The 22,550-nt window shown below is 34.8% G+C and carries 24 protein-coding genes; 15 read left to right on the top strand and 9 right to left on the bottom strand.

The window, feature by feature from the left end:
- Positions 1–111: 111 nt before the first annotated feature.
- Positions 112–1,158 (bottom strand): HlyD family secretion protein, encoded by a 1,047-nt coding sequence (locus CJF12_RS02970; RefSeq protein WP_034681756.1) that lies wholly within the window; start codon positions 1,156–1,158, stop codon positions 112–114.
- Positions 1,159–1,163: 5 nt separating this feature from the next.
- Positions 1,164–2,501, bottom strand: coding sequence for a TolC family protein (locus tag CJF12_RS02975; RefSeq protein WP_228379057.1), 1,338 nt, complete (start codon positions 2,499–2,501; stop codon positions 1,164–1,166).
- Between the two features lie 137 nt (positions 2,502–2,638).
- On the opposite strand from CJF12_RS02975, the gene CJF12_RS02980 reads away from it, so the two are divergent.
- Positions 2,639–3,439: a helix-turn-helix domain-containing protein gene (locus tag CJF12_RS02980; protein ID WP_034681745.1), complete on the top strand. Its 801-nt coding sequence runs from the start codon at positions 2,639–2,641 to the stop codon at positions 3,437–3,439.
- A 199-nt stretch (positions 3,440–3,638) separates the two neighbouring features.
- Here CJF12_RS02980 and rplI read toward each other — a convergent pair whose 3' ends face one another.
- The 3 genes from rplI to rpsF all read right to left on the bottom strand — a co-directional run bounded on the left by rplI (position 3,639) and on the right by rpsF (position 4,958).
- Positions 3,639–4,148 carry a 50S ribosomal protein L9 gene (gene rplI / locus CJF12_RS02985; protein ID WP_034681742.1) on the bottom strand — a complete coding sequence of 170 codons (510 nt, stop codon included), beginning with the start codon at positions 4,146–4,148 and terminating at the stop codon, positions 3,639–3,641.
- Between the two features lie 137 nt (positions 4,149–4,285).
- Positions 4,286–4,588, bottom strand: coding sequence for a 30S ribosomal protein S18 (rpsR, locus tag CJF12_RS02990; protein ID WP_007844708.1), 303 nt, complete (start codon positions 4,586–4,588; stop codon positions 4,286–4,288).
- 28 nt (positions 4,589–4,616) lie between these two features.
- Entirely contained in the window at positions 4,617–4,958 is a 342-nt protein-coding gene (gene rpsF / locus CJF12_RS02995; protein WP_034681739.1) for a 30S ribosomal protein S6, read from the bottom strand.
- Between the two features lie 180 nt (positions 4,959–5,138).
- Here rpsF and CJF12_RS03000 point away from each other — a divergent pair, with 180 nt between their 5' ends.
- The gene (locus tag CJF12_RS03000) at positions 5,139–5,738 is read left to right on the top strand and encodes a hypothetical protein (protein ID WP_034681736.1); all 600 of its coding nucleotides are present in this window, start codon (positions 5,139–5,141) and stop codon (positions 5,736–5,738) included.
- Here CJF12_RS03000 and CJF12_RS03005 read toward each other — a convergent pair.
- From CJF12_RS03005 to CJF12_RS03015, 3 genes are all read right to left on the bottom strand, one after another.
- Positions 5,735–7,099 (bottom strand): chloride channel protein, encoded by a 1,365-nt coding sequence (locus CJF12_RS03005; RefSeq protein WP_034681734.1) that lies wholly within the window; start codon positions 7,097–7,099, stop codon positions 5,735–5,737. The genes CJF12_RS03000 and CJF12_RS03005 overlap by 4 nt on opposite strands.
- A 227-nt stretch (positions 7,100–7,326) precedes the next feature.
- On the bottom strand, positions 7,327–8,640 hold the full coding sequence (locus tag CJF12_RS03010) for a dihydrolipoamide acetyltransferase family protein (RefSeq protein WP_034681731.1): 1,314 nt from the start codon (positions 8,638–8,640) through the stop codon (positions 7,327–7,329).
- A gap of 63 nt (positions 8,641–8,703) precedes the next feature.
- Positions 8,704–9,531: an SAM hydrolase/SAM-dependent halogenase family protein gene (locus CJF12_RS03015; protein ID WP_034681729.1), complete on the bottom strand. Its 828-nt coding sequence runs from the start codon at positions 9,529–9,531 to the stop codon at positions 8,704–8,706.
- A 374-nt stretch (positions 9,532–9,905) separates the two neighbouring features.
- On the opposite strand from CJF12_RS03015, the gene CJF12_RS03020 reads away from it, so the two are divergent.
- From CJF12_RS03020 to CJF12_RS03040, 5 genes are all read left to right on the top strand, one after another.
- Positions 9,906–10,865 (top strand): PhoH family protein, encoded by a 960-nt coding sequence (locus CJF12_RS03020; protein ID WP_034681727.1) that lies wholly within the window; start codon positions 9,906–9,908, stop codon positions 10,863–10,865.
- 133 nt (positions 10,866–10,998) lie between these two features.
- Positions 10,999–11,496: a hypothetical protein gene (locus CJF12_RS03025; RefSeq protein WP_034682007.1), complete on the top strand. Its 498-nt coding sequence runs from the start codon at positions 10,999–11,001 to the stop codon at positions 11,494–11,496.
- A 212-nt stretch (positions 11,497–11,708) separates the two neighbouring features.
- Complete coding sequence (locus tag CJF12_RS03030) at positions 11,709–12,317, top strand: outer membrane beta-barrel protein (protein WP_034681725.1); 609 nt, start codon at positions 11,709–11,711, stop codon at positions 12,315–12,317.
- Positions 12,318–12,392: 75 nt separating this feature from the next.
- The gene (locus CJF12_RS03035; RefSeq protein ID WP_034681722.1) at positions 12,393–13,058 is read left to right on the top strand and encodes an outer membrane beta-barrel protein; all 666 of its coding nucleotides are present in this window, start codon (positions 12,393–12,395) and stop codon (positions 13,056–13,058) included.
- Positions 13,059–13,116: 58 nt separating this feature from the next.
- Positions 13,117–13,752 carry an OmpW family outer membrane protein gene (locus CJF12_RS03040; RefSeq protein WP_034681720.1) on the top strand — a complete coding sequence of 212 codons (636 nt, stop codon included), beginning with the start codon at positions 13,117–13,119 and terminating at the stop codon, positions 13,750–13,752.
- A gap of 71 nt (positions 13,753–13,823) precedes the next feature.
- Here CJF12_RS03040 and ffh read toward each other — a convergent pair whose 3' ends face one another.
- Positions 13,824–15,185, bottom strand: coding sequence for a signal recognition particle protein (gene ffh, locus CJF12_RS03045; RefSeq protein WP_034681717.1), 1,362 nt, complete (start codon positions 15,183–15,185; stop codon positions 13,824–13,826).
- A 460-nt stretch (positions 15,186–15,645) separates the two neighbouring features.
- Between ffh and atpB the strand changes: the two genes are divergently transcribed.
- From atpB to CJF12_RS03090, 8 genes are all read left to right on the top strand, one after another.
- A complete protein-coding gene (gene atpB / locus CJF12_RS03055; protein ID WP_034681714.1) occupies positions 15,646–16,767 on the top strand; it encodes a F0F1 ATP synthase subunit A in 1,122 nt (373 codons plus the stop codon).
- A gap of 51 nt (positions 16,768–16,818) precedes the next feature.
- Positions 16,819–17,037 carry an ATP synthase F0 subunit C gene (locus tag CJF12_RS03060; protein WP_034681712.1) on the top strand — a complete coding sequence of 73 codons (219 nt, stop codon included), beginning with the start codon at positions 16,819–16,821 and terminating at the stop codon, positions 17,035–17,037.
- Between the two features lie 98 nt (positions 17,038–17,135).
- Positions 17,136–17,630 (top strand): F0F1 ATP synthase subunit B, encoded by a 495-nt coding sequence (locus CJF12_RS03065; RefSeq protein ID WP_034681710.1) that lies wholly within the window; start codon positions 17,136–17,138, stop codon positions 17,628–17,630.
- Positions 17,631–17,632: 2 nt separating this feature from the next.
- Positions 17,633–18,172 carry an ATP synthase F1 subunit delta gene (atpH, locus tag CJF12_RS03070; RefSeq protein ID WP_034681709.1) on the top strand — a complete coding sequence of 180 codons (540 nt, stop codon included), beginning with the start codon at positions 17,633–17,635 and terminating at the stop codon, positions 18,170–18,172.
- Positions 18,173–18,190: 18 nt separating this feature from the next.
- A complete protein-coding gene (gene atpA, locus CJF12_RS03075; RefSeq protein WP_034681707.1) occupies positions 18,191–19,768 on the top strand; it encodes a F0F1 ATP synthase subunit alpha in 1,578 nt (525 codons plus the stop codon).
- Positions 19,769–19,853: 85 nt separating this feature from the next.
- A complete protein-coding gene (gene atpG, locus CJF12_RS03080) occupies positions 19,854–20,717 on the top strand; it encodes an ATP synthase F1 subunit gamma (protein WP_034681705.1) in 864 nt (287 codons plus the stop codon).
- 106 nt (positions 20,718–20,823) lie between these two features.
- Complete coding sequence (locus tag CJF12_RS03085; RefSeq protein WP_034681704.1) at positions 20,824–22,182, top strand: hemolysin family protein; 1,359 nt, start codon at positions 20,824–20,826, stop codon at positions 22,180–22,182.
- An 11-nt stretch (positions 22,183–22,193) separates the two neighbouring features.
- Positions 22,194–22,499, top strand: a complete 306-nt coding sequence (locus tag CJF12_RS03090; RefSeq protein ID WP_034681703.1) for an ATP-dependent Clp protease adaptor ClpS — start codon at positions 22,194–22,196, stop codon at positions 22,497–22,499.
- Positions 22,500–22,550 lie beyond the last annotated feature (51 nt).

A 22,550-nucleotide genomic window follows, 5' to 3' on the forward strand; every position in this document is an offset into this window, starting at 1 on the left:
TATTAAAAGTTGGAAGTTGAATTTACGGCAAAAATGATATATTGATTTATGACCTCGAAACTCGAACCTCGCATCCGAATCTAATAACTCATACTTCATAACTTATAACTCCTAGAGTTTCTTTGCACTTACGAGAACGTTCATTCCGGAAAGCAGCTTTTCATTATCCTGGTTGTTATCTAAAATAATTTTTACAGGAAATCTTTGCTCTATTTTGACAAAATTTCCGGTTGCATTATCAGGTTTTACCAGCGAGAACTGTGAACCGGAGGCTGGGGATATGGATAGGATCTTTCCTTTAAATTTCATATCAGGGAATGCATCTGCTTCGATGGTCACTTCCTGCTTCTGGTCTATCTGTCCCAATTGTGTTTCTTTATAATTAGCAATAATCCATTTTTCTTTGCTCACCATCTGAACCAGTGCTTGTCCTTCTTTAATCAGCTGACCTTCCTGGATTGTTTTTTTGCCTACCCATCCGTCATAAGGAGCCGTAACTACGGTATAGGAAAGGAATAATTTAGCATTATTAAGGCTGGCAGAGCTTTGTTGAATCTGGCTTTTTGCAGGCGCAACCTTGGTTTCCTGCTCAGTAGCCCCTGCCCGAATTGCATTTTTTTGCTGTTCCAATGCTAGAAGGTTGGCTTTAGCCTGATCATATGAAGCCTTAACATTTTCGAACTGTTGTTCTGTCGCGGCATCTTCAGCCACCAGATTCCTATATCTTTTGTAGTCCTGTTCTGTTCTCCATATATCGATTTTAGCAGAAGCTATTTTAGCATCGATGATTTTAGTATCGCTTTCTTTAGTATTAACGCCGCTTTTGATTGTGGCTATATTTTCAGAATTAGCATGAAGACTGGCTTCAGCCATTTTTACCTGATTCACGAATTCACGATTGTCAATAACAATTAGGGTATCCCCTTTGTGAACAAATTGGTTCTCGTCGAACTTTATGGTTTTGATAAACCCGGGTACTTTACTTGAGACAGGCGTTATATACTGCTCGATCTGGGCATCATTGGTTGTTACATTCTTTCTTGAAAAAAGATAAAAACTTACCATCCCTGTGATTCCACTAATGATGAGAATCCAGGCTAATAAAGTAATCGTCTTATTGATTCTTTCTTCTTTTTTAGTCAGTTGCTTCTTTGTCATAGCTTTTATAGATTTCCAATAGTGTATTGAAGTTGGTAGTATTTAAGTTGTCGGTTGATTTTTACGGAAATAAGATTGGACTGTGCTTCCAGATACGTATTATCGGCATCGATAAGCTCTGTGATCAAACTCAGCTTATTGATGTATTTAGTTTTTACAATCCGGTAGTTTTCCTTTGCCTGATTGATTGCTTCTTCTGCAATTTTTACTTTTTGATCTGTTTCTTCAAACTTTTTGTAAGCCTCATATACATGATGCTTCAGATCTTCCTCTTTTTCTTCGATCTGGAGTTTTGCCAAATCGATATTTTCTCTAGCTTCTTGCATTTTGTATTTATTCTTATACAAATTTTCAATAGGATAGGTAAGGTTTACTCCGATCATTCCCAAACGGTAGGCATAGGGCTCGGGAGGGAAAAACATCATATTGGGATACTTAAGAAAATATTCCCCGCCAGCTGTTATTTTTGGTAAATAGTTAGCTTTTACTATTTTCTGATCAATCTCTTTTAAAGACAGGTTTTTCTTGGTAATTTCAACAGATTCATTCTTTTGTAAGGCAGTATCCGTTAGCTCATTGATGTATGGGATTTCGGCATTCTCTGAAACCAGATCTTCTGTATCCGTATGCATTTCCTGTTGATCCGGCAGAGATAAAATGGTTTTAAGCTTATGTTCAGCAATCTGGATATCATTGTCCAACTCTGTCCAGCTCATCTTATGATTGGAAAGCTGAAGAGATGTTCTTAATACTTCATTAAAGGTAACTACACCATTATTTTTTAGTGCTTTTACCTGTTTAATGTTTACAGAATCCTCCTTCATTTTTTCATTGATAAGGTCCTGCTGCTCTCTTAAGTGATGAATTTGAAGAAAAGCGGTAATAATCTCCATTTTAAGCTGTCTTTCATCCAGCTGTGTTCTTAATGTTGAAATTTCACTGTCAATAGACCCTTTTTTTTCTGCATTTTTTATTTTACCACCCATATAGACAGGAATAGAGGCTGATAGTGTAAAATCATACATTCCGTTGATGATATCATACTTTGTGGCCTTTCCAAATACTCCATTTTCATGTTGAAAGAGATTGGATACTTGATTGTAGCTGGTGTGGAATTCAATGTCCGGGAGCCTTTCCATTTTAAGATCTTTTTCTTTGGTTTCAGACATTGTTTGTTTGAGATGGCTGATCAGAATATTTTTGTTATTCCTCAGACCTAGTTCTACAGCCTGCTGTAGATTGAGATGTTGATAATCGATCATTTGCGATTGTAGAAGATTGCTTATCAATAATAAGCACAACGCAATGCATTGATATCTGCATGCGTCAAATATCATTTTCATAAATTTTTTAAAGGTTTTTTGCTAAATTGATTTTGATAATGCAAAGGTACGCTGAGTAGCTAAAGAGCTGATTTGTGAAAACAGAAAAATATTTGCTCATTTACGCCAAATAGAAAAATTCTGATTACCTTTATCCCATGAATGATAGCCATTTTAAAGCAGTAGAAGAAGAAGATGCAGAGTTTTATGTATATCACGTATTAACCGGGAATATAAAAACAGACATTCATAACCATAGTTCTGCCCAGTTGGTCTATGCAGAGGGGGGTATTGTACATATTTTTACAGAACTTAAACACTGGTATCTTCCCGCAAGATGTTTTATGTGGATTCCGGCTGGGCTCCCGCATTACATTTTTACTTCCAGCCCAAAAGTAGATTTATATAATTTTTATTTTAAAAAAGAGGAAGAAGAAAATGGCTTTTTTGATGAAATCAATATTTATTCTGTAAGTCATCTGCTTAGGGAGATGATTTTATACACAAAAGACTGGGATGGGAAAATCACAAAAAATGATGGAGCAAGATATTATTTTCTCAAAGCTTTAAAAGGGATTTTACCGGAAAAAAGAGATAAGAAGCTGGCATTTCCTGTTCAGCATCCTTTTCCAAAAGATGAAACTTTACTGAAGATTGCAAAATATATCCATGCTAATCTTGAAAAGAGCCTTACGATTGAATCTACGGCCAAAGAGTTCGGAATGAGTACCAGAACCTTATCAAGGAAGTTTAAAGAGATTTTAGGGATGAATTACGTCCGTTTCCTGCGTGCTTTAAGAATTACAAGGTCCCTGGAGCTCATGTTGGAAGGAAAGTATAATATGTACGAGATTGCGATGATGGTAGGGTACAACAGCCTGTCTTCTTTCAGTAATATCTTTAAAAAGGTAATCGGAGTACCACCGACGGAATATCAGCAGAAATTGAAAGGAGAATAGGTAATAGGTAATAGGTAATAGGTAATAGGTAATAGGTAATAGGTTGAAATGTACATCATTGAAGAGATTTTCAATTAATTAATTTCTCTTAGCTCCAATGAATAATAATTTGTTAATACATTAATATCTTCCCACTAACTACAAAAAAACCACCTCAATAATGAAGTGGTTTATATATTTTGAAAAGTCTAGCTTATTCTTAAGCTTCTTCTTCAGATTTAGCTTCTTCTTTTTTAGCAGCAGCAGGAGCAGCTACAACAGGAGCATCAGATACAACATCGAATTCAAAGTTGTATTCTACATTTCTGTGTAATCTGATAATAGCAGTTACTTTACCAGTTCTCTTAATTGTGTTCCCTGGAATTTTGATATATTTCTTCTCTACTTCAACACCAGCTTTAGCAAGAGCTGCAGAAAGGTCAGCGTTGTTGATAGATCCGAACAATTTATCACCAGATCCAACTTTAGCAGGAATAGTAATATTTGTTTTCTTTAATTGCTCAACTACAGCGTTAGCAGCAGCAATTAATTTAGCTTCTTCTTCTTTTCTAGCTTCTAAAGTAGCTTCTAGAGTAGCTTTATTTTTTGGTGTAGCTAAAAGAGCAATTCCCTGAGGAAGTAAGAAGTTTCTAGCATAACCTGGTTTTACATTTACTGTATCAAACTCAAGACCTAAGTTTTCTACGTCTTTTTTTAAGATAATTTCCATTGTTGTTGTCCGTTTTAGAGTTCCGAGTTCCGGGTTTTGTGTTCCGGGTTTCTCTTTCCTTCGTTAGAATTTATTAATTAATTCAGCAACAAAAGAAGAAGGCAAGCCTCCTTCTCTTATTTATTTTTTTTGTAATCTTACTTTAATAAGTCAGCTACGTAAGGCATTAAAGCAAGGTGTCTTGCTCTTTTGATAGCAGCAGAAACTTTTCTTTGATATTTTAAAGAAGTTCCAGTGTATCTTCTTGGTAAAATTTTACCCTGCTCGTTTACGAACTGTAATAAGAAATCAGCATCTTTATAATCTACATGCTTAATTCCGAATTTTTTGAATCTACAATATTTCTTTTCAGATTTTGTATTGATATCAAGTGGAGTAAGGAATTTTACTTCTGATTCTCCTCCAGCTGAGGCTTGTTTAGCCATTTCATCTATTGCCATGTCTTGTCTTTTTAAATTGGGTTAATAATTAAGCTTTAGCTACTTTTACTTTTGTTCTTCTTGTTACAGCGTAATCAATAGCGTGCTTGTCAAGTTTAGTAGTAAGGTAACGGATAACTCTTTCGTCACGTTTGAAAGCTAATTCTAAATCAGCAACGACAGTACCTTCTCCTTTAAACTCGATTAAAGTATAGAATCCGTTCTTTTTTAATTGGATCGGATAAGCTAATTTTTTTAATCCCCAGTTTTCTTTAGCAACGATTTCACAGTTCTTTTCTTTTAAAAGATCTTCAAATTTTTTCACTGCTTCCTCCACCTGAGCATCAGATAGAACGGGAGTTAAAATGAAAACAGTTTCGTAATTGTTCATAATGTTAAATGAATTTGTTAATTATTTCGAGGTGCAAAATTAAATATAATATTTCTAATATACAATACTTCATGTATCTTTTTAATAATCCTCTACAGGAGGCAATTACTCGGAACGGCTGCGTTTTGCACAATACTGTGAATTTTTGTATTTTCGTGTTCCTTAAAAAACAATCAAAATATGAAAATTAATTATTACGTTTTACCATTGCTGCTAGCTGGAACGTTTTTTTATTCTCAGGATAAAATTTCTAAGAAAAACGGACAAAGCTTTGAAGCAAAAGTTGTCGAGATTGGAGACTCAAATATTACGTATCAGGAACTGGATAACCCTGATGGACCTGTACGTTCTATGGATAGATCGGAAATTTATGAAATAATTTATAGTAACGGAAAAACTGAAGTATTAGGGAAGTACAAGACCGAGGCTGAAGTGAAAGAATTTATTGTGCGTAAAATTGATGAATTCGGAATAGATAGGGATAGAAAAGACCTTGCTTTACGTGCCAAATTTGAAGGAGATAATATTAAGATTAACTCTGTCAACATGAAAGATCGTGTGGTGAAAGAAGGAGACTGGTGGGACTTAAGTAAAATAGTCACATTCCATAATATTTCCAGAAGAAAAGATAATATTGCCTACTTGAATATTGTGACATATAAAATCACAAAATCAAAAAGAGAATTGAGTAAGCTCGTTATTAAAATAACGGACCATGAAGTAGCAGCTGATATATTAGAAGCAATGAAAGATTTAAAGATGATGCTTAAAAAAGATTAAACATCATCTTCTTTTTGACTTCTAACTTCTGTCAGGAAGTTTATTTTAATCACATCGTACAATGAGTGTCTGCTTACCAGAATAGAGGCAATAGAAGATACCATTCCTGCGAGCATCAGATGGAAAATTAATGAATGTCTGTCTGTCATTTCCAGAACGATAATCGCCGAAGTAAATGGAGCTCGTGTAATCCCTGTAAGGAAAGCCACCATTCCGGCAAGAACGACAACGTTCGTTTCGTTTTGGGTGAGATGAATCACTCCTGATATGACAGAACCTATACTTGCTCCGGCTGATAGAGCCGGGGCAAAAATACCACCAGCACCACCTGATGTAAATGATAATGCTGGTCCCAGCATTCTTAAAATAGGAACATACCATTCTTCATGTTTATCCTTAGTGAAAAGCACTCTTTCCATAATTTCTTTTCCTGATCCCAGAATTTCCCTGTTAATAAAGTAGGCAATAGAGGCAATAACCAGTGCACAAGCTACAAGAAATAGTACATTAGCTCTGTCTGTTTTCAGGTTTTTCTTTTTCCAGCTGCTTACTCTGAGCATGATGACAGAAAGCTGACTTGCTAAAATTCCCGCAGTACCTGCAACGAGAATAATAGGAAACATAACCATTAATGTGACATCATTGGTTTTCGGATATCCCAGATATAAATAAGAACCTGCCAATGTCTGGGCAGTGAGTCCTGCAATAATTACCGCTGTAAAAAGGGCTGTTTTAAAATAATTGATATGGGTTTTTGAAAGTTCTTCCACAGCAAATACAATTCCTCCAAGTGGGGTATTGAAGGCTGCTGCCAATCCTGCTGCTGCACCTGTCATAATCATATTTTTCTTGGAAATTTTCGGCCACCATTCCGGAAGGTATTCATTGACTTTTCTAAAAATGGAACCTGCGATTTGTATAGTAGGTCCTTCACGACCCACAGCACCACCTCCAATGACCAGAATAACGGATGAAATAATCTTGAAAAAGATGATTTTAATACTTAATAGGCTCCTGATTCTTTTATGTTCCTTGGGATTTGCTAATTCTACAGCCGCCATAACCTGCGGAATTCCACTCCCTTTGGCATTAGGAGCAAATTCCTTCACCAGCCACCAAGATAAAACAAAACCAATGGGAGCAATAATAAAAATCATCCAGGAATGCCAGTCGAAAATAAAGTTTAAAAGGTTTTCTCCCCAAGCAAATATTTTGGCATACATAACGGCGAAAAAACCTGTGATTACAGAACCTATCCAAAAAGGAATAGCCTGAAGAAGATTGTTTTTCAGCTGTTCATTCCGAATGTTATCAAAGGATTTTTTAAGAGCTCTCCGTACATAAATAAATATTTCACGCATATTTCGTAGCAAGATTTTGTGTAGTATGAAAACGTAAAATAATAGGTGTGATAGGATATATGAGTCCTTTCAGAGGCCAAAACAGGTCGGTCTTTTTTATTATAAAGTTCATCATCTAAAGTTTTTTTAAATGTAATATTATTTACTTATAAATCCAATAATAAAAAAACCTCCGAATCAATTCGAAGGTTTATATTGGGAAAGGAATGTTATTTATTCCTTACTTATTATATTTCTGTGTTCAGATCCCAGTTCTGAAGGTAATCGTGAACATGCTTTAGGAACATTCCTCCTAAAGAGCCATCTACAACTCTATGGTCATAAGAGTGAGACATAAACATTAACTGACGGATAGCAATCACATCACCATCTTTAGTTTCAAGTACTGCCGGCTTTTTAACAATAGCTCCGATAGCCAGGATCGCTACCTGAGGCTGAGGAATAATAGGAGTTCCCATTAAATTTCCAAAGCTTCCTACGTTAGAAATAGTATATGTTGCTCCCTGAGTGTCTTCAGGTCTTAATTTTTTATTTCTTGCTCTGAATGCTAAATCATTGATTGCTTTGGCTAATCCTGAAAGAGATAATTGATCCGCATTTTTGATAACAGGAACAATAAGGTTTCCATCAGGAAGGGCAGTAGCCATACCGATATTGATGTTTTTCTTTTTAATGATGTTATCACCATTTACAGAAACATTAATCATCGGATAGTCCTGAATTGCTTTTACAATGGCTTTTACGAAAATCGGCATGAACGTCAATTTTTCACCTTCACGTTTTTCGAATAAATCTTTATGTTTATTTCTCCATTTTACAACATTAGTAACATCTGTTTCGATGAAAGAGGTAACGTGTGGAGCAATGTGTTTTGCTTTTACCATATTTTCAGCGATGATTTTTCTCATTCTGTCCATCGGAATGACTTCATCACCTGCAGATACGGAAATTGGAGTAACAACAGGAGTTGTCGCAGCTGGCTGAGGAGTTGAAACAGTTTGCTGAACTGCCGGAGTTGTTTGAGGCTGGCTTCCTCTGTTGTTTACGTAAGCTAAAATATCTTCTTTTGTAATTCTTCCTTCCAAACCACTTCCTTTGATGGATTTAAGTTCGGTTTCAGAAATATTTTCTTGTTGTGCAATAGATTTTACAAGTGGTGATAAATAAAGATCTCCTGAAAATTCAACCGCAGCGTTTCCTGTATTAAAAGGCTCTTCGATTGTTTTCAGTGTTTCCGAATCAGGTGCTGAAGTTGGGGCTTCTTCTTTTACTTCTTCTGAAGCTGTGTTTCCGCCTTCTCCTTCAATTTCTAAAATAGCAATGGCTTCACCAACTTTTGCAACTTCATCCTTTTGCTTTAGGATTTTCACAATTTTTCCCGAAACTGGTGTCGGAACGTCTGAATCTACCTTATCTGTTGCGATTTCTACTACGGAATCATCCTCCTTCACATGATCACCCTCATTGAATAACCAAGTGATAATTGTAGCTTCCATAACACCTTCTCCCATGGAAGGAAGCAATAATTTGTACTCTGCCATTTTTATTTTTTAGATTTTGACAAATATATAAAAAAAATCGGTTTTTTTACGGAATATATAATGTTACGAAAATTCGATGTAAATATTTCCACCGATATTCAGTCCAAATAAACTTTTGGCTCCATTCTTTTTGCTCCCTTTATAGATGGTAAGCTCCAGCAATTGACTGTCATTGAAAATGGCAGCGGATTGTCCGTGAAATTCTGTTTCTCTTTCCCAATCGGATACTACTTCCGTATGGCTTGAAAATATTTTTGAAAGGCTTAAGTTTCTGAATTTAACCGTAAAGCTTTCATGTCCTTTACCTACTGTTTCGAAAAAGTCTTTGCTGATATTGGAAATGATATTTCCGAAATTATCGATATACATGACTTCACCGATAATCATTTTTTCGGTCTCGTTATATACTGGTCTAGGGAAGAGAAGCTCCTTGGCGTTTTTGATCTTTCTTCCAATAACTTCCGGTAGCCCTCCATTAGCCAAATGCACTGCTGCAGGAACAAAAATATCTGTTGAAGTGAAGTTGATAACGTCATCAAACCTGTTGTTTAGGGTAATCTCATAAATAGCTTCGGGCTTTATATCAAAGAAGATAAGACTTAACAAGCCATTGTCTGCAGCCAGAAAATAAGAGCCATCAGCTTTATATAAAATGTTTCTGCGGGATTTATGATAAAAACTGTCTACCGATAAAATATGAATGGTGCCTTTAGGGAAATGTTTATAGGCATTTCTTACAATATATGAAGTTTGTATAAGGTTGTATACCTGTATTTCGTGGGTGATATCAATAATATTCACCTCTGGATTTAGAGAAAGAATTTTGCCTTTCACAGCAGAAACTCTGTAATCTAAATTTCCGAAATCCGAAGTAAGGGTAATAATTGACATTTTATAATTGTGGAATGATACTGATCTTGCAAATTTATTTAAAATAAAGGAAAATCATATGATTATAAGTCATAAAATATGATAAAAATGCAGTGTTGCAGAATGTCAATTTCGAGGCAGTAAAGCAAAAATAATACAGTTTTTTAAATACTAAATAAAAAGAAGAGGACAATAAAAACTATAGTGGCATTTCTTCTTAAAAATATAAGATGACCAGGATCTTTGTTTCTTATTTTAAAGCTGAAATATAATTTATTTAGCTAAGAAGTAGCGACTTGTGATTAAATCCTGCTAAAATGAGGATTGTGGATAACAAAATTAATATGCGTTTGGAAAAAAAACTTTAAATTAGACTCTAATAAAAAAATGCTTACATGTTTGAATTAACATATGATTTGGAAGAGATCGATGCGAAACTCTTCTATGGAGTTAATAACCAATATTTCAACTTAATAAAATCAAGCTTTCCAACCCTTAAAGTTACCGGCAGAGACCATTATATTTTTGCAATGGGAAATCAGGAAGCTCTAGATATATTTAAACAAAAACTTGATGATATTGTAAAGTTTATTTCTAAAAATAATTCTATTGGACTTAAAGATGTTGAAAACATTCTTAATATTAAAGATGAGAATGAAAAACAATTGATTTTTGATCAGGATATTATTGTAAAAGGAGTTAACGGTAAAATAATAAAGGCTAAGACAACCAATCTTAAAAAGCTGGTAAAAGAAACAGAAAAAAAAGATATGGTATTTGCTATTGGCCCTGCAGGGACGGGTAAAACATATACTAGTGTAGCTTTGGCTGCAAGGGCATTAAGGGATAAAGAAGTTAAAAGAATTATCCTTACAAGACCGGCAGTAGAAGCGGGGGAGAGTTTAGGTTTCTTACCTGGTGATCTCAAAGAGAAGCTGGATCCGTATTTACAGCCTTTATATGATGCGCTTAGAGATATGATCCCACACGAAAAGCTGGAAGGCTTTATGGAGAAGAAAGTAATCGAGGTAGCACCCTTAGCTTTTATGAGAGGGCGGACGCTGGATGATGCTTTTGTTATCCTGGATGAAGCTCAAAATACAACCCATGCCCAGATGAAAATGTTCCTTACCAGAATGGGGATGAATGCTAAGTTTATTATTACAGGAGATCCAAGTCAGATCGATTTACCTAAAAATCAGCAATCAGGCCTGAAAGAAGCCATGAGAATTTTGCATGGGGTTAATGAGATCGGTTTTGTACATCTTACAGAAGAGGATGTAGTAAGACACCCTGTAGTAAGAAAGATTATTTTGGCTTATAATGATGAAGATAAAAGACTAAGAAACGAATAATAGATATAGTATTAAAACTATTTTGAAATATTTTAAACCACTTATTAATAAGTGGTTTTTTTATTTACGATTGGTGGGTGTTAGAATGAAAAATAAATATTATTTTTGCGCCATCAAACAAACTATTTTAAAAATGAAAAAACTATTGTTATTAGGCGCTTTTGCGTTTTTAGGAGGTGCTGCTCAGGCGCAAGAAGGTTTTAAGTTAGGAGCTCATCTTGGAATTCCTGTAGCTGATGCGAGTGATGTTTCATCATTTACTTTAGGATTGGATGCATCTTATATGTGGAATATTGCCAAAGGTTTTGATCTGGGAGTTGCTACCGGATATTCTCACTTTATAGGAAAGAATAACTTTGATGACTTTGGATTTATTCCTGTAGCTGTTTCAGGAAAGTATAAGTTTTCAGGTGCTCCTGTATTTGTAGGATTGGATCTTGGATATGCAATTTCTGTAAAAGACGGGATTGATGGTGGTTTCTATGCTCAGCCGAAATTCGGATATCAGATGGCGAAAGGAGAATTGTATTTAGGATATCAGAATATAAGCAACAGACGTGACTTTGGATGGTACAGAACCAGCTCTACAGTAGGTGCTATTAACATTGGATATAACTTCTACCTGAGATAAAATATTAGAAATGTTAAAATTTCTTAACTCCAATTGCAAAATTGGAGTTTTTTTATGTTAAAATTTGTGAAAAAGTTAAAGGTCTCTATTAGGTACATTTTATTGTCGTAAAATGCTAGTATTCATGGGTGATATTAATCATATTAACAAATTTTAATATTAGGGTACCCCGCTGTAAATTTGCCCTCAGAAAGTATTAAAATTTTTTAAAAATGAAAAAATTATTATTAGCGGGTGCTGTTGCACTTTTCGGTTTATCTAATGCTCAGATTGCTCAAGGAACTACTTACCTTTCTGGAACTGTTGGATATTCATCAACTGAGAATAACAATAACGATAGAAAAGTAGATAATTTCAGAGTAATCCCAACTGTAGGATATTTCGTTGGAACTAATGTAGCTATTGGGGTAGGTGTAGGATATGCTTCTAATGTTGATAAAATGACTGTTGACAATGCTTATACTAAAACTCGTAACTCTGCTGTTGTAGTTGAGCCTTTCGCAAGAAAGTACTGGACTTTAGGAGAGAAGTTTTATATCTTCGGTCAGTTATCTGTACCAATGGAATTCGGAACTGACAAAAGAGACGTTTCTATTCTTAACAATACTACAAGTACAAAAGCAACTTACAATGCATTTGGAGTTTCTATTAAGCCAGGTTTAGATTATTTCTTAAACAAGAACTGGACTATCGAAGCTACAATCGGAGATTTCGGATACAGCAACTTTAAGTACAAAAATGCTAAAAGTATCGATAACTACAGATTCGGACTTGACTTAGCGTCAGTTTCTATCGGTGTTAAATATGTTTTTGCTAAGTAATTAACAAAATACTATAATCTAAAGTCCTAAGTTTTTCTTAGGACTTTTTCTGTTTTAGATTTAAAATTATAAACCATGAAAAAATTATTACTTGCTGGTGTTGTAGCATTTTTTGGCTTGTCTAGCGCCCAGATTAATAAGGGTACAGTGTATGTCTCAGGACAAGCAGGCTATTTTAAAAACAACTATAAAAACACAGGAGATTCTAAAGAAGAGTTTAAAGTAATTCCTTCTGTAGGAGTTTTTATAGCACCTAATCTAGCGGTAGGTGCAGGTATAGGGTATACCAATGGTAAGGAAATATCCCGCGAATTTTTCTACTATAACTCTGCTTTTTCAGTGGAGGATGTTACAGCTAAACCCTCTGCGTTTGTAGTGGCTCCATTTGTAAGAAAATACTGGACACTGACTGATAAGTTGTATATTTTTGGACAACTAGAAGTTCCCATGAAATTTGGAAAAACTCGATATGATCTGGAATCATCATATGTAGATTATCAGAATGGTTATAGCTTCCAGGAATCTTTTTCTGTAGAGGAGAAGTATACGTCAATCGGAGTTAATATCAAGCCCGGTCTGGATTATTTCTTAAATAAGAATTGGACTATTGAAGCGACAATCGGTGAGTTCGGATATGAAAATCTTAAGTATAAGAACGGTGGGAAAAGTATTAACAAATATGACTTTGGATTAAATTTTTCTTCGGTTACTTTCGGAGTTAAGTATATATTTGCAAAATAAAACTAAAGTCCTATAACAATTATAGGACTTTGATCTATAAATTAAAATTTTAATAACTATGAAAAAATTATTACTGGCTGGTGCTGTAGCACTTTTCGGACTGTCAAACGCTCAGATGACTAAAGGAGACTGGGTAATCAGTGGAAATACTGGTTTAGGATTTAACAATGTAAGTACAACAATTAAAGTGGCTGGTCAGTCTGTAGACGGACCTAAAGTCAACACATTTTCCGTATCGCCTTCCGTAGGGTATTTTGTGATCGATAAATTAGCTGTAGGAATTGATTTAGGATTCTTAACTGCTACAACAAAATTTCAAGGAATTAAAGCTACAACAACCAATTTTTCTGTAATGCCAACGGCAACTTATTATTTTGTTAATGATAGTAAGTTTGTCCCTTTCCTAGGAGCTGGAATCGGGTATTCGTCAGTTAAAAACAAAGGAAATGCTGATATTATGGGCGTTTCTGCTTCTGATGAAACAACCACAGATGGTCTGGCATGGAAAGTGAAAGGAGGTGTTACGTATATGGCAACTCAGTCATTAGGGGTTAATTTAGGTGTTTCTTATGACCAGTTTTCTAACAAAGAAAAGTATATGAATATGGATGTAAAAACTAATGTAAAGACATTCGGTGTTAATGTAGGAATTTCTTATTTCATTAAATCAAAATCTCAGAAAACGGATAAATAATCTGTATTAAGATAAGATAAAAATAAACCCGGCTCGAATGAGCCGGGTTTTATATTTTGTTGATGTTTTAATTATTTTCCAAACATTCCACCCATTCCAGGCATATTTGGCATTTTGCTCATCATCTGCATCATTTGCTTTCCTTGAGGACCCTGCATCATCTTCATCATTTTCCCCATTTGCTCAAATTGTTTCATCAGCTGATTAACATCTTCGATCTTTCTTCCTGCACCTTTGGCAATTCTTTGCTTTCTCTGTGTATTGATGATAGAAGGTCTTCTTCTTTCGTCCGGTGTCATAGAGTAGATGATGGCCTCGATATGTTTGAAAGCATCGTCGCTGATTTCAACATCTTTAATTGCTTTTCCAACTCCCGGAATCATACCCATCAAATCCTTCATGTTACCCATTTTCTTGATTTGATTGATTTGTTTCAAGAAATCATCAAAACCAAATTCATTTTTGGCAATTTTTTTATGAAGTTTTTTAGCTTCTTCTTCGTCAAATTGTTCCTGAGCTCTTTCTACTAAGGAAACAACGTCTCCCATTCCTAAGATTCTGTCAGCCATCCTTTCCGGGTAGAAAAGGTCTAAAGCTTCCATTTTTTCACCTGTAGAAATGAATTTGATTGGCTTTTCTACTACTGAACGAATCGTTAAAGCAGCACCCCCTCTTGTATCACCATCTAATTTGGTAAGAACAACACCGTCAAAATTTAAAGCTTCATTAAATGCTTTCGCTGTATTAACAGCATCCTGACCGGTCATGGAGTCTACTACGAATAAAGTTTCCTGAGGTTTAATGAAATAATGAACGGATTTAATTTCGTTCATCATTTGCTCATCAATTGCCAAACGACCTGCTGTATCGACAATAACCACATCATGATTATTTTCTTTTGCAAATTTAATGGCGTTATCAGCAATAGTAGATGGGTTGGTAGCACCTTCTTCAGTATAAACCGGAACTCCGATCTGACCTCCTAAAACTTTCAGCTGGTCGATCGCAGCAGGACGATAAACGTCACAAGCTACCAATAAAGGTTTTTTATTCTTTTTAGTATGTAAATAATTAGCTAGTTTTCCTGAGAATGTCGTTTTACCGGAACCCTGAAGACCTGCTATAAGAATTACCGAAGGTTTTCCGGAAAGGTTAATACCTTCCTGAGATCCTCCCATTAGATCTACTAATTCGTCATGAACAATCTTGGTCATTAGCTGTCCCGGAGTAAGGGAAGTAAGAACGTTTTGTCCTAAGGCTTTATCCTGAACTCTTTTGGTAAGATCCTTTGCAACTTTATAATTAACATCGGCATCTACCAATGCTCTACGAATTTCTTTTACGGTTTCCGCAACATTGATTTCTGTAATTTTTCCTCTTCCGGAAATATTATGAAGCGCCTTGTCTAATTTATCCTGTAAACTATTAAACATATTGATTGTAAATTATAGTTTGCAAAAATAAGGATTTTTTAGTAATATATAGGATATACTGTGCCGAGATTTATTTTGCTTAACAAATTATAATTTTATTTTTGCAAAATGAATTTTTGGAATGTTTTCATTATTGTGTTTTTAATAGGGGTATTTAATAGTATTGTATATATAATATTTAAAAGATATCTCCAGGATAAGCCTAATGCTGCTATGAGGTTTCTTATGGTTAACATTGTAAAAGATGTTATCTGGTTTGTTATTTCCTTATTATTAATAGACAAAACAAGAAGCAATTTTATCTTCCTTATTATTTGCTTTGTAGCAGCGTCATTCTTTATATATTTCCTTGTAATAAAACAGATTAACAAATCTTGATTTTTTTGATGATAAAAATCAATTTTTAATATTGGTAAAGTTTAATAAAATCAATATATTTGCACACGATTAAAAAAGAGATATGAACAGAAAGATTTCTTCATTATTTTTCGCATTTTTATTTGTGTTTATTAGCACTTTAGCTAGTGCTCAGCATGAGTCTGAGGGTGAAAAAGTGGCTGAGAAAGTAGAGCAGAAAGAAGCTAAAGATGGTTTTAATGCTACGAAAATGATCATGGAACATATTGGTGATTCCAACGAATGGCATTTATGGACTACAAAAGATGAGAATGGTGAAGAACACCATACTTCTATTCCTTTGCCTGTAATTATTAAAGATAATACAGGGTGGCATACTTTCCTTTCTAGTGCTATAGCTCACGGTCATGAACACGATGGTTATACTTTAGAAGATGGCCAGGTAGTTTCTATTAAAGGAATTGAAAAAGCAACTTTGTTTTCAATCATTAGTGGAAAGCAAAAATCAAATGAAGTTTTCTTCGACCTTTCAATTACTAAAAATACAGCATCTATGTTTTTATCAGTAATTTTTATGCTGGTATTATTCATAGGAATGGCAAGAGGTTATAAAAAATCTCAACTTCCAAGAGGTTTTGGAAAAATAATGGAGCCGGTAATTGTATTTATCAGAGACGAGGTAGCTATACCTAATATTGGATCTGTAAAATATAAAAGATATATGCCTTATCTTTTGACAGCATTTTTCTTTATCTGGTTTAACAACCTTTTTGGATTGGTACCTTTCTTCCCTGGTGGATCAAATCTTACAGGTAACATCGCGATTACTGCTGTATTAGCTGTTATTACTTTATTAATTACATTATTCAGTGCTAATAAAGATTACTGGAAGCACATTTTTATGCCGCCAGTTCCGATCTTATTGTATCCTATTATGGTTCCAATCGAGATTATCGGGATCTTTACAAAGCCATTTGCTTTAATGATGCGACTTTTTGCTAACATTACAGCAGGTCACATTATGATCTTAGCAATTATATCTTTGATCTTTATTTTCAAATCTCCGTTCTTAGGATTTGCATCAGTACCATTAGCATTATTTGTTTCCGTATTGGAATTATTGGTTGCTGCGTTACAGGCTTATATATTTACAGTATTATCAGCATTGTTTATTGGTATTGCAGTTGCAGAGCACGAGCATGGACATGAAGAGCACGCTCACTAATTAAGAAAGCGTTTATTATTAAAATAATTTTTAACTAAATATTTATTTATTATGGATTTATCAACTGGAACAGGATTAGTTTACGTAGGTATCGGTTTAGCAGTATTAGGAGTAGGTCTTGGTATTGGTAAAATCGGTGGTCATGCAATGGATGCTATCGCTAGACAACCAGAACAAGCTGGTAAGATTCAAGGAGCAATGCTTATTGCTGCTGGTCTTATTGAAGGTGCTGGTCTTATCGCGATCATCTTTGGTGCTTTCATCAAGTAATTATCCTCAAAAAAACATTCTTAGCAGTAAAGCGGTTGGCTGCTGCTAAGAATTTTAAAAACAATCCATAATTAACACTTAAAAAAGAATTTACAGATATGGGAATTATTGAACCTGGAATTGGACTTTTGTTTTGGATGACGCTTACTTTTGTTATCCTGTTGTTTCTTTTAGCAAAATTCGCTTGGAAACCAATTGTAAATGCAGTAAATGACAGAGAAACTTCTATTGTTGATGCATTGAATCAAGCTAAATTGGCTAAAAAAGAAATGGAAGATCTTAAAGCTGATAACGAAAGAATCATTCGTGAGGCTAAAATTGAAAGAGATGCTATCCTTAAAGAAGCAAGAGAAATTAAAGATAGAATTGTAGGAGAGGCTAAAGATGTTGCTAAATCTGAAGGAGATAAATTGATTGCTGCAGCTAAGCAAACGATTGAAACTGAGAAAAACGCTGCTATGGCAGATATCAAAACTCAAATCGGTGCTTTATCTGTAAATATCGCTGAGTCTATCTTGAAACAAAAACTGGATAACAGTGAAGCTCAAAACGAGTTGGTTCAAAACTATTTAAATAAATCTAATCTTAACTAATAATGCTTACATCTAAAGTAGCTAAAAGATACGCACAAGGTTTGCTGGATTTCACAAATGAAACCGGGCAAACAGCTACTGTGTTTTCTGAAATGAAAGATGTAGCGAAGCTAATGTCTGAATCTACGGATTTGAACAAATTCTTCCTTACGCCTTACATTGACGCTAAAAAGAAAACAGAAGTAGCAAATGAGATTTTCAAAGGTTTATCACTTTCTTCTCAAAATTTAATCAGATTGGTGATTAGACAAGGTCGTGAAAGCCAATTGAAAAATATCGCTCAGGAATTTATCAACAAAGTTGAAGATATCAATGGAGTACAACGAATTAAACTGACTACTGCAACTGAGCTTTCAAAAGAAAATATTGATCAAATCTTAAGATCTACAAACTTGGTAAACAGTACTTCAAACTTTGATTTGAAGGTTAATGTAAATCCTAAACTATTAGGAGGGTATATTTTAAGAGTAGGAGACCAGCAGATCGATGCATCTGTTAAAAGTAAACTTAATCAGGTTAAAAAAGATTTTCAATTAAATTAAGATAAAAACAACCATACAATGGCAGAAATAAATCCGGCAGAAGTATCTGCGATCTTAAAACAACAATTGGCCAACTTCGACACTCAATCAAATGTTGAGGAAGTAGGTACAGTTTTAACCATCGGTGATGGTATTGCTCGTGTATACGGGTTAGAAAACGTACAATACGGAGAGTTGGTTAAATTTTCTAGTGATGTAGAAGGTATTGTACTTAACCTTGAAGAAGACAACGTAGGTGTTGCTCTTTTAGGAGAAAGTAAATTAGTAAAAGAAGGAGATACAGTAAGAAGAACAAACAGAATTTCTTCTATTAAAGTAGGGGAAGGAATGTTAGGAAGAGTAGTAGATACTCTTGGTAATCCAATCGATGGTAAAGGTCCTATTACTGGGGATTTATACGAAATGCCATTGGAAAGAAAGGCTCCTGGAGTTATCTTTAGACAACCGGTAACTGAACCTTTACAAACAGGTATCGTTGCTATTGACTCCATGATTCCTGTAGGAAGAGGGCAAAGAGAGCTTATCATTGGTGACAGACAGACAGGTAAAACTACTGTTGCGATTGATACGATCATCAACCAAAAAGAATTTTATGATGCAGGTCAGCCTGTATATTGTATATATGTTGCTATTGGACAAAAAGCGTCTACTGTAGCACAAATCGTTAAAACACTTTCTGATAAAGGAGCTTTAGCATATACTGTAATTGTTGCCGCTAATGCATCAGATCCGGTTCCTATGCAGGTTTATTCTGCTATGGCAGGTGCTTCTATCGGAGAGTTTTTCAGAGACACTGGTAGACCTGCTCTTATCATCTATGATGATTTATCAAAACAGGCTGTTGCTTACCGTGAGCTTTCTCTTCTATTGAGAAGACCACCGGGACGTGAAGCTTATCCTGGTGACGTTTTCTATCTGCACTCAAGATTATTGGAAAGAGCAGCAAAAGTAATTGCTGATGACAATATTGCAGGCCAAATGAATGACTTACCAGAGTCTTTAAAGCCAATCGTAAAAGGAGGAGGTTCATTAACAGCACTTCCAATTATTGAAACTCAGGCTGGAGACGTTTCTGCATATATTCCTACCAACGTAATTTCGATTACAGACGGACAGATTTTCTTGGAGACTGATCTATTCAACTCTGGAGTTCGTCCAGCGATTAACGTTGGTATCTCTGTATCGAGAGTAGGGGGTAATGCTCAGATCAAATCAATGAAAAAAGTTTCTGGTACATTAAAATTGGATCAGGCACAGTATAAAGAATTGGAAGCATTTGCTAAATTCGGTTCTGACCTTGATGCTTCTACTTTAGCAGTAATTTCTAAAGGAGAAAGAAACGTAGAGCTTCTTAAGCAGCCGGTAAACTCTCCACTTCCTGTGGACAGCCAGGTAGCAATGATCTACGCAGGTACAGAAAACTTATTAAGAAATGTTCCGATCAGAAAAGTAAAAGAATTCCAAGTGGAATATATTGCTTTCCTAAGATCTAAGCATCCTGAAACAATGGCTGCTATTAAGGCTGGGAAAATCGATAAAGATATTACAGACGTTCTTAAGCAAGCTGCTAACGATTTAGCTTCTAAATATAATTAAAAATTAGTTGATGGTTTTTGGTTGATAGTTGACAGAAATTTCTAAAACTAGCAACCAACAACCGACAACCAACAACTAACCCAATATGGCAAACTTAAAAGAAATACGAGGAAGAATCAGTTCAATTTCATCTACGATGCAGATTACACGTGCTATGAAAATGGTATCTGCTGCGAAACTTAAAAAAGCGCAAGATGCCATCGTGATGTTAAGACCTTATTCTGAAAAACTACAAGAAATCATCCAGAATGTAAATTCTAGTTCAGATCCTGATCAGGTTTCTATTTATGCTCAAAAGAGACAAGTTAAAAGAATTCTTTTTATCGCTGTTACTTCTAACAGAGGTCTTGCCGGTGCTTTTAATTCAGCAATCGTAAAAGAGCTTAATATCCAGTTTCAGAATAATTCTCAATATGATATTGAAGTTCTTACCATCGGTAAAAAAGCATTTGATGCTGTAAGAAGAAGCCGTACGGTATATGCAAATGAAAGTGCTGTTTATGACAATCTGAACTTCGATGCAGTTTCTAATCTTACTGAAGGGGTAATGACAAGTTTCAGAGAAGGAAAATTTGATGAAGTTTATTTGATCTATAATAAATTTATCAATGCTGCTACTCAGGAAGTAACCAGAGAACAGCTTCTTCCTATCTTAATGCCTGAAACGACTGAGCCTCAAGTAGAAACAGATTATATTTTTGAACCTAACAAAAATGAAATTTTGGATAACCTAATTCCAAAGTCGATTAAAACTCAGGTTTTCAAAGCTGTTTTAGACTCAGTAGCATCTGAACACGGAGCGAGGATGACTGCAATGCATAAAGCAACGGATAATGCCCAGTCTTTGAAAAATGATTTGGTGATATTCTATAACAAAGCAAGACAGGCTGCTATTACAAACGAGATCTTAGAAATCGTTTCAGGAGCAGAAGCTTTGAAAAATTCATAAAGAATTATTTTAATAAAAATACTAAAGCATCGAGTATATCGGTGCTTTTTTTGTTATTTTTATTTTATATATCTTTGTATAACTAAATTTTATATAACTTTCGTAAATGGACTCGGACATAGTCAGGCTTTTGTTAGCCTTGTTTCTTGTATTACTTAATGGCTTTTTCGTAGCCGCAGAATTTTCAATTGTTAAAGTTCGTTATTCACAAATCCAGTTAAAAGCTGCAGAAGGGGATTCTATGGCTAAACAAGCAGAACACATCATCAAGCACCTTGATGAATATTTGTCTGCAACACAATTAGGAATTACATTAGCTTCCCTGGCATTAGGTTGGGTAGGGGAAAGCGCATTACATCATATTGTCGAAAATATTTTTGTATCCATCAACTTTCAATTAAGCGCAGCATCGGTCACTACCATTTCATTGGTGATCAGTTTTGTTCTTATTACTATTATGCATATTGTGTTTGGTGAGCTTATTCCCAAATCAATTGCTATCAGGAAATCAGAAGCTACCACCATGGCAACTGCTGTTCCTTTACGTGTTTTCTACACAATTTTCAAGCCATTCATCTGGTTGATGAACTCTATGTCAAATGGAGTTTTAAGATTAATGAAAATTCACCCTGCTTCCGAACAGGAAATCCATTCAACGGAAGAGCTTCAGCTTTTGGTTAAACAAAGTGCAGACAGCGGAGAGATTGAAGAAGAAAACTATGAGATCATTAAAAATGCATTTGATTTTACAGATCATTCTGCAAAACAGATCATGGTTCCCAGACAGAATATTACTTCTATTGATTTTGAGGAAGATATCAATGATATTATTAATAAAATTATGGATAGCGGATACTCCAGAATTCCGGTGTATATCGACTCCATAGATAATGTAATAGGTATTTTATATACAAAGGAAATCATCAGGGAATTTGTTAAAAGAAAAGGAGAACTTAATCATGATGATCTGAAAATTTTAATGCGTGATGCCTTCTTTGTGGTAGGTAGTAAAAAGATTTCAGATTTATTGAAAATTTTCCAGCAGAAAAAGCAGCATTTAGCTATTGTAATTGATGAATTTGGTGGAACAGAAGGGATTATTACATTAGAAGATATTCTTGAAGAATTAGTAGGTGAAATTCAGGATGAAGAAGATGATGAGGATAAAATAGTAGATAAAATTGGGGACAATATCTTCTGGGTACAGGCTACACAGCCTTTGGAAGAAATTAATGAACATTTACCGAAGAAATTACCTCTTTCAGAAGAAAGTGAATACAATACTCTTGCTGGATTTATCCTTCATGGTTTAGAAGATATTCCCGGAGAAAATCAGGAGTTTGATCTTGATAATTATCATTTCAAAATCCTGAAAATGAATAATAAAAGTGTCGAGCTTGTCGAATTGGTCTATAACGAACCCAATATTGTCAATGAGCTCACAGACAAATTAGGAGAATTTTAAATAACAAAAAAATGATTTTTTATAACAGCATAAAAGATTATGAAAATCCCAAACGGCAGTACGAAGAAGAAGTTCTGGTCTTAGAAGATACAGATGACGTTTATAAGCTGATTGTACATAATGATGACGTTCATACTTTTGATTATGTAATTGACAGTTTGGTTGAAATTTGTAAGCATACTTTAGAACAAGCCGAACAATGTACCATTTTAATACATTATAAGGGTAAATGTACGGTAAAAACGGGATCAATGGAGCTTTTAAAGCCAATGCACGAAAAATTGATTTCACGGGAATTAACAAGCGAGATAGTATAGCAAAACCCTAACATTGTGTTAGGGTTTTTATATTGTGTAAATATGCAGGTA

This window comes from Chryseobacterium piperi, assembly GCF_002285635.2.
GTDB classification, from domain to species: Bacteria; Bacteroidota; Bacteroidia; order Flavobacteriales; family Weeksellaceae; genus Chryseobacterium; species Chryseobacterium piperi.

What these genes read in the sequence shown, in the direction of transcription:
- CJF12_RS02975 (WP_228379057.1), bottom strand. Translation starts at nt 2,501, where the DNA reads ATGAAAATGATATTTGACGCATGCAGATATCAATGCATTGCGTTGTGC.
- CJF12_RS03040 (WP_034681720.1), top strand. Translation starts at nt 13,117, where the DNA reads ATGAAAAAATTATTACTGGCTGGTGCTGTAGCACTTTTCGGACTGTCA.
- atpG (WP_034681705.1), top strand. Translation starts at nt 19,854, where the DNA reads ATGGCAAACTTAAAAGAAATACGAGGAAGAATCAGTTCAATTTCATCT.
- rpsR (WP_007844708.1), bottom strand. Translation starts at nt 4,588, where the DNA reads ATGGCAATAGATGAAATGGCTAAACAAGCCTCAGCTGGAGGAGAATCA.
- CJF12_RS03085 (WP_034681704.1), top strand. Translation starts at nt 20,824, where the DNA reads ATGGACTCGGACATAGTCAGGCTTTTGTTAGCCTTGTTTCTTGTATTA.
- atpA (WP_034681707.1), top strand. Translation starts at nt 18,191, where the DNA reads ATGGCAGAAATAAATCCGGCAGAAGTATCTGCGATCTTAAAACAACAA.
- CJF12_RS03005 (WP_034681734.1), bottom strand. Translation starts at nt 7,099, where the DNA reads ATGCGTGAAATATTTATTTATGTACGGAGAGCTCTTAAAAAATCCTTT.
- CJF12_RS03060 (WP_034681712.1), top strand. Translation starts at nt 16,819, where the DNA reads ATGGATTTATCAACTGGAACAGGATTAGTTTACGTAGGTATCGGTTTA.
- rplI (WP_034681742.1), bottom strand. Translation starts at nt 4,148, where the DNA reads ATGGAAATTATCTTAAAAAAAGACGTAGAAAACTTAGGTCTTGAGTTT.
- CJF12_RS03000 (WP_034681736.1), top strand. Translation starts at nt 5,139, where the DNA reads ATGAAAATTAATTATTACGTTTTACCATTGCTGCTAGCTGGAACGTTT.
- CJF12_RS03030 (WP_034681725.1), top strand. Translation starts at nt 11,709, where the DNA reads ATGAAAAAATTATTATTAGCGGGTGCTGTTGCACTTTTCGGTTTATCT.
- CJF12_RS02980 (WP_034681745.1), top strand. Translation starts at nt 2,639, where the DNA reads ATGAATGATAGCCATTTTAAAGCAGTAGAAGAAGAAGATGCAGAGTTT.
- CJF12_RS03015 (WP_034681729.1), bottom strand. Translation starts at nt 9,531, where the DNA reads ATGTCAATTATTACCCTTACTTCGGATTTCGGAAATTTAGATTACAGA.
- CJF12_RS03035 (WP_034681722.1), top strand. Translation starts at nt 12,393, where the DNA reads ATGAAAAAATTATTACTTGCTGGTGTTGTAGCATTTTTTGGCTTGTCT.
- CJF12_RS03010 (WP_034681731.1), bottom strand. Translation starts at nt 8,640, where the DNA reads ATGGCAGAGTACAAATTATTGCTTCCTTCCATGGGAGAAGGTGTTATG.
- atpB (WP_034681714.1), top strand. Translation starts at nt 15,646, where the DNA reads ATGAACAGAAAGATTTCTTCATTATTTTTCGCATTTTTATTTGTGTTT.
- CJF12_RS03065 (WP_034681710.1), top strand. Translation starts at nt 17,136, where the DNA reads ATGGGAATTATTGAACCTGGAATTGGACTTTTGTTTTGGATGACGCTT.
- CJF12_RS03020 (WP_034681727.1), top strand. Translation starts at nt 9,906, where the DNA reads ATGTTTGAATTAACATATGATTTGGAAGAGATCGATGCGAAACTCTTC.
- CJF12_RS03025 (WP_034682007.1), top strand. Translation starts at nt 10,999, where the DNA reads ATGAAAAAACTATTGTTATTAGGCGCTTTTGCGTTTTTAGGAGGTGCT.
- rpsF (WP_034681739.1), bottom strand. Translation starts at nt 4,958, where the DNA reads ATGAACAATTACGAAACTGTTTTCATTTTAACTCCCGTTCTATCTGAT.
- ffh (WP_034681717.1), bottom strand. Translation starts at nt 15,185, where the DNA reads ATGTTTAATAGTTTACAGGATAAATTAGACAAGGCGCTTCATAATATT.
- CJF12_RS03090 (WP_034681703.1), top strand. Translation starts at nt 22,194, where the DNA reads ATGATTTTTTATAACAGCATAAAAGATTATGAAAATCCCAAACGGCAG.
- CJF12_RS02970 (WP_034681756.1), bottom strand. Translation starts at nt 1,158, where the DNA reads ATGACAAAGAAGCAACTGACTAAAAAAGAAGAAAGAATCAATAAGACG.
- atpH (WP_034681709.1), top strand. Translation starts at nt 17,633, where the DNA reads ATGCTTACATCTAAAGTAGCTAAAAGATACGCACAAGGTTTGCTGGAT.